The sequence below is a fragment of the Acinetobacter sp. V110_1 genome (assembly GCF_031798975.1).
Lineage (GTDB): Bacteria > Pseudomonadota > Gammaproteobacteria > Pseudomonadales > Moraxellaceae > Acinetobacter > Acinetobacter nosocomialis_A.
The window spans coordinates 24,780-30,868 of sequence record NZ_JAVQNN010000001.1 but is presented as its reverse complement, the minus strand read 5'-3'; the positions used below and the strand labels follow the sequence as shown (position 1 = coordinate 30,868).

The following is a 6,089-nucleotide window of genomic DNA, read 5'->3' as shown; positions in this document are numbered from 1 at the left end:
CAACAAGTTTCTATCTGCATCACCGCCGATGGATGTGCATTATAGAGGATTAAGATCCCTTTGCAATACCTTTCTCATATTTTATTATTCAACAGATCAATTTTTAGGCTTTTTAGTGAAAATTAGATGAGATATTAAACTTTTTTTAGTTAATCAACTTCATGTAGAATAGATTATTCATGCAATTGATGTGGCATTAACTCACCATGTGGCATTCCGCTAAGAAAGTATTATTCTGCATACTTGTAGTGCTTGCTACGAGTGGGCCTGCGTATGCCAATTCAAAACATAACTTCTATGTGCTGACTTTATCTATTTTAAGTTATAGCAAATGGGAGAATGTAAGCACCCCTACTCTTTGTGTAATTGATAATGCTTCAATTACTTCTACTTTTCAGTCTTATATTCAACAATTATCTTATAATTATCGTGTACAAACAGTTAATGTTAAAGATTTCCCCAAGTCACATTGCCAAGCTGTTTACTTTTCTACAACTTCCCCTCAACAACAACAAAATTTAATTCAGAATTATCCATATCGTTCTTTGCTTTCTTTAAGTATTAATAATCCAGAATGTGAAGTTGGTAGTATCTTTTGTTTATATGATCAAAATAATTACACCACTTTTAAAGTTAACTTAGATGCATTAAGCCATTCCAAGGTCCATATTGATCCAAGGGTATTACTCTTGGCTAAGAATGCGGAGTAAGGGCCATGATATCTAAGTTGTATCAGTCCACTTCTCTACATGCTCTTTTTAGGAAGTCTCAATTTACGATTTTTGCGATTACTTTTTTTATTTGTTCTTTTACCTTTGTATCTATTTCCGTTTTTACTATGGAAACTTATGCAAAGCAGAATTTGCAATTACTTAGTCATACGCTTCTTGAGCGTATTCAACCTGCTGTAGTGTTTAATGACAAGATCACAATAGAACAGATCTTAAATGAATATACGAATGATCATTCTATTCGAGCTATTCATATTTATGATTCTGAACATCATTTAATTGCACAAAGTTTTAAGTTATCTAGTCAAACTTCTGTTTTGGAAGGATGGTTTAATCATTGGTTCTTAAATGAGCCTGTACATTTAACGATTTATCATCACCAACAGAATGTTGGCGAGCTAACGCTTTTTGGTAGCTCTGAAAAAATATTGCAATTTTTAAAGATGATTATGGTCGGTCTAGCGATCGCGATGTTATTTATTGTTTGTGCACTATGGTGGTCAGTGAATTTAACTTATCGTCAAATTATGCAGGCGATTTATCCTCTTACCAATATTGCTCAAATCGTAAGTGAACAGAAAGCTTATAATCTTCGCTTTCCATATAACCGTATTAAAGAGTTTCAAGATTTAAATACTGTTTTTAATCAGTTACTTGAAGAAATTCAAATTTGGGATAATCAGTTACAAAAGGAAAATCGAAAACTATCTTTTCAAGCTCATCACGACCAACTCACGTTACTACCAAACAGACATTATTTTTATCAAATATTGTTAGATATGTTTGAAGATAAGGATTTTGACAACAAATCTGCTCTATTATTTATAGATAATAATAACTTTAAGGCAATTAATGACCAGTTCGGACATTTAGCTGGTGATGAAGTCTTAAAAGAGATGGCCAAAAGATTACAGACTCGTTTACGGCATCAAGATTTTATTGCTCGTCTAGGCGGCGACGAATTTGCGGTCATTTTGCATTCCATTAGTCATGCTGATCATTTAATATCTATTGCTGAAAATTTACTCGAAAGCTGTAAAGAACCTTTGCATCTAAATGATCAAACGATTTATTTCAGTTTTAGTGTGGGGATTGCTTTATCCCAATTTGCGTCTAGTCCAGAAGATTTTATTATGCAAGCCGATCAGGCGATGTATAAGGCTAAGACTTCTGAGCAACATTGGTTTATTTATAAACCAGAGAATTAAATTTAGGCTAATCTATGAATACAAGATCTTTAAAACTCTCGTTTATTGCATTGCTGTGCATTACTCTTGCAGGCTGCTTGAGTTTTGGCCCTTTGAAATATCGTCAAGTAAAAATGCTAAAGAAAGAGGGTTTTGTTCTAACTAACGAAGGCTGGACTCTAGGTTTACCAGAACGTTTATTATTTGATTTTAATGATGCAACGTTGAAACAAAGCCATGAAGCAGAACTTGTACGCTTAGCAAATCAATTAAATAAATATGATTTGAATAAGTTAAAAATTGTTGGTCATACTGACGATGTAGGTAATCCTGAATACAACCAGAAGTTATCTGAAGAGCGTGCACAAAGTGTTGCTAACCTTTTCTTGACTCGTGGTTTTAAAAAGGAAAATATTTATGTTATTGGACGTGGTTCAACTCAACCATATGTACCAAACACAACCAATGAAAATCGGGCAATCAATCGTCGTGTTGCAATCGTCATTATTCCTTAATTTTCTTATTTAAAAAAAGCCAATCTTCGTGATTGGCTTTTTATTTTATACAAGTTCAATAATATCAATAGTCGGTGGTACACGAAATCTTAAAGGTATGCCAACCATACCTGTTCCTACGGTAACAAATACATCAGCATGTTCGTGTGAATAAAAACCACGTTTGTGACCTAAAATTGATACTTTTTTCATAATGTAGTTAGTTACCCAAGGAAGCTCGACCTGTCCTCCGTGAGTATGCCCTGATAACATCAAAGGTCGATTAGGTAATTTGGGAACCATATCTACTGTATCTGGATTATGAGAGAGGATTAGCCACGGTTTATCTTGTGGTAAGTTTGGCATTGAACGCATATCGGTTTTTCCCGCCCATAGATCACCAATACCAATTAAACGAAATTCGTCAAACTCAACAATTTTACCTTCAATATCCATAACTTCATTGTAGTGAAGTGCATCTTTTAATAATTGTTGGATAGGTGGTCCTGGATATTGTTCATCATGATTTCCAGGAACTGAATAAACTGGGGCTTGAATATCTTTGAGTACAGCCAGTTCTTGTACTAGTTTGTCTTCTGGTTCATAGGTCCAGTCGCCTGACACAACAACTAAATCTGGCTGTTGTTCATTGAGTTTTTTCACAATGATTTTGAGTTGACGTTCGTGACCAGAAAATAAACCTATATGTAAATCAGCAATTAAAGCAACTTTTACAGGCTTATTAAAACGGCGATCCGGATTCAAACGATATTGATGAACATCAACACGTACCATATGCGGTTCTATAAAACGTGCATAAATGAGGATACCGCTTAATAAAAAGATAAAAATGGTTTGATGAATTGAGTAATACCCAATCCAACCTGCATATAAGTTAAAGAACCAAAGTGGAATAAGAAGATAAGATAGATAAAAAGTAAGTAGGTGAACAAAAGCTTTAAATGGATGAATTGTTTCTGTACGTGATTGATGAATCCAAGCTTCGACAATGCCCCACAAGGCAAGTATTGAAAAAATAAAGTAAAAACAAAAGATGATTGAATTTGGATTCCACATTACGATTCTCGACTTATCTTATATTGATTGCTAGTAATCAAATTCAATATTTATCTTTCAATATGCACGAATTATACTCTAGCTCACCTTATCGTATGTATTGATTATGGCACAATCCTTTCATTCCAAACAGCTTCAAACTCATCAACAGGCTAAAGGCTTTTTGATCAAAGCTTCTTTAGTTGTCTGTTCAAGTTTTGCTGTGACTTTGACAGGTTGTAGCACTTTACCCAAACATCGTGCAGAACCGATTGAATATGCACGAGATATCGATACATCTCAAACTTCACTTGCAAAAATTATTACACCTTTGCGGGAACAAAATCCGAATTTAACGGGTTATCATCTGTTAAATGATCCGTTAGAAGCACTTGCGGCTCGTTTAAGGTTGATTGATAAAGCCGAAAAGACTTTAGATTTACAATATTATATTTGGGATAATGACAAGGTCGGCGCTTTAGCTTTACATGCGATTATTCGTGCTGCAGATCGTGGCGTTAAAGTACGTTTATTGATTGATGATAATAACGCTAAAAAAATGGAAGGGGTTTTACTGGCCCTTTCTCAGCATAAAAATATTGAAGTTAAATTATTTAACCCTTACCGTTTTCGCGAATACCGCGCGATGGATATGATTTTAGACTTAAAGCGTATCAATCGTCGTATGCATAATAAGAGCTTTATTGCTGATAATCAGGTAGCGCTCATCGGTGGGCGTAATATGACAAATCAGTATTATAACGTCAGTGATAATTACCAATTTTCTGATGTTGATGTCATGTTAGTCGGTGCTGCTGTTGATGACATCGTAAATTCTTTTGATGATTACTGGAATCATGAATATGCCTATTCGGTCCAGAGCATTGTTAGTGCTCAACAACACCGTTTACGCTATGAAAGTTTAAAAGAACAACTCGATGCTCATTATCAACAGGCAACTGTTCAAAACTTCCTTAACTTAACTTCTAAGTCACATGCTTTTGATAAATGGCTAGACCATAACATTCAATTTGACTGGGTTAAGGCAGAGGTCGTAAAAGACTCCCCTGATAAAATTAAGTCAAAAGCAAAAAAAGAAGAGCATTTAAATTTCCAATTGATTAACCATTTGGAAAAACCCGAAAGTAATGTTGATTTGATTTCTGCTTATTTTATTCCTGAAAAGCAGGGCGCTAAAATTTTGAGTACGCTTGCGAAAGAAGGTGTAGAAGTTCGAGTTTTGACAAACTCATTTAAGGCAAATGACGTTGCTGTAGTCCATGCTTTTTATGGTAGATATCGAAAAGAACTTTTGAAAAACGGCGTACAACTTTATGAGTTTTTACCAGCCCCAGATAAACGTAATTTAAATAAAAATACGGAAGAGTTGGCAACTAAAGCAAAAGTAAACATGAAAGGCTTAAGTCGTTCAAGCTTACATACCAAACTCATGGCTTTAGATGAACAGGTTTTTATTGGATCATTCAATTTTGATCCACGTTCTGCTTATTTAAATACTGAAATTGGTGTAATTTTAGATAGCCCATCACTAGCAAAAACAATTCACCATACGATGGATGAAAACTTAAATAAATATGCTTATAAATTAAAGCTCGACCCAAATAACAATATTTATTGGCAACAAGAAACCTCTAAAGGGCCTGTTATTTATAAAAAAGAACCAGAAATGAAATGGTGGCAAAAGGCAGGCATGAAGTTTCTTTCATGGCTACCTCTCGAAGGGTTTATGTAATTAACTTTTTGGCTTAAGTACTTTTTGATGTAATTGAGCCAAACCTTCTACCATTTTTTGTTGGACTTCTTGAGTCAGACTTTTTACATCGTGCCCTTCGACCGAGATAGGAGGCAAGGTCAGTAAATGAGCTGTTACTTTCGGCATTTCTAGCACATGCTGAATATGTTCAACAAATGACATATCACCAATAAATGGTGCAACATTATCTAATTCACCATGACGGTTTACATAGCAAATTAAGCACACCTGTACTGGACGCTTGGCTTCAATAGCAGCCCCGAGTAAACGACCATGTATTTTTTTAACAGAATGTCCATCTGTAGTAGTCGCTTCAGGGAAAAATAATACTGGAATATTTTGTTTTAAGAATTCAGCAATTTGCTCTCGAATTCTAATAGAGTCACCAGAGCCACGCTTAATAAATAAAGTACCGCCACCCTTTGCCAAGTTACCCAAAATAGGCCAATTTTCTATTTCAGCTTTAGCCAAAAAGAATACGCGCGCACCCGAACCTAAAACAGCAATATCAAGCCAAGAAATATGATTGCTTACCCATAAAGCTGGCTCTCTAGGAATCGTTCCATGCACTTGAACATCGAGGTTAAAGACTTTGCATAAACGACGACAAAAATATTGGACGTATCGTGTATTAACAGGATTATTTGGATCCTTATAGAGTCCATGACGATAAACTAAATAAAAACCTTCACTGATTGCCGCAGTTGCTGAAGTAACTTTCTTTCCGTACAAGCCTATTTTAGAAAATTTCTTTAACGTTGAATTTAATATACTTTGCGTTTGAGCCATAAAATTTCACTAACGATCAATCATTGTTATACCTATCTCGAGCCATTCTATACGTTTC

General features: G+C 34.9%; 6 protein-coding genes. 4 read left to right on the top strand and 2 right to left on the bottom strand.

Features of this window, described 5'->3' with window-relative positions:
* Positions 1–206: 206 nt before the first annotated feature.
* Genes RMA95_RS00175 through RMA95_RS00165 form a run of 3 tightly spaced genes read left to right on the top strand, consistent with a single transcriptional unit; the run spans position 207 to position 2,433 of the window.
* Positions 207–710, top strand: a complete 504-nt coding sequence (locus RMA95_RS00175; protein ID WP_004704137.1) for a YfiR family protein — start codon at positions 207–209, stop codon at positions 708–710.
* A 5-nt stretch (positions 711–715) separates the two neighbouring features.
* Entirely contained in the window at positions 716–1,939 is a 1,224-nt protein-coding gene (locus RMA95_RS00170; protein ID WP_004704135.1) for a diguanylate cyclase domain-containing protein, read from the top strand.
* A gap of 14 nt (positions 1,940–1,953) precedes the next feature.
* The gene (locus RMA95_RS00165; protein ID WP_019456620.1) at positions 1,954–2,433 is read left to right on the top strand and encodes an OmpA family protein; all 480 of its coding nucleotides are present in this window, start codon (positions 1,954–1,956) and stop codon (positions 2,431–2,433) included.
* A gap of 45 nt (positions 2,434–2,478) precedes the next feature.
* On the opposite strand, the gene RMA95_RS00160 is transcribed toward RMA95_RS00165, so the two are convergent.
* On the bottom strand, positions 2,479–3,489 hold the full coding sequence (locus RMA95_RS00160) for a metallophosphoesterase (protein ID WP_004704131.1): 1,011 nt from the start codon (positions 3,487–3,489) through the stop codon (positions 2,479–2,481).
* A gap of 106 nt (positions 3,490–3,595) precedes the next feature.
* Here RMA95_RS00160 and RMA95_RS00155 point away from each other — a divergent pair, with 106 nt between their 5' ends.
* Positions 3,596–5,221, top strand: coding sequence for a phospholipase D family protein (locus tag RMA95_RS00155; protein WP_004704129.1), 1,626 nt, complete (start codon positions 3,596–3,598; stop codon positions 5,219–5,221).
* Here the strand turns inward: RMA95_RS00155 and RMA95_RS00150 are convergent, their stop codons facing one another.
* A complete protein-coding gene (locus RMA95_RS00150; protein ID WP_077164332.1) occupies positions 5,222–6,031 on the bottom strand; it encodes a 1-acyl-sn-glycerol-3-phosphate acyltransferase in 810 nt (269 codons plus the stop codon).
* Positions 6,032–6,089 lie beyond the last annotated feature (58 nt).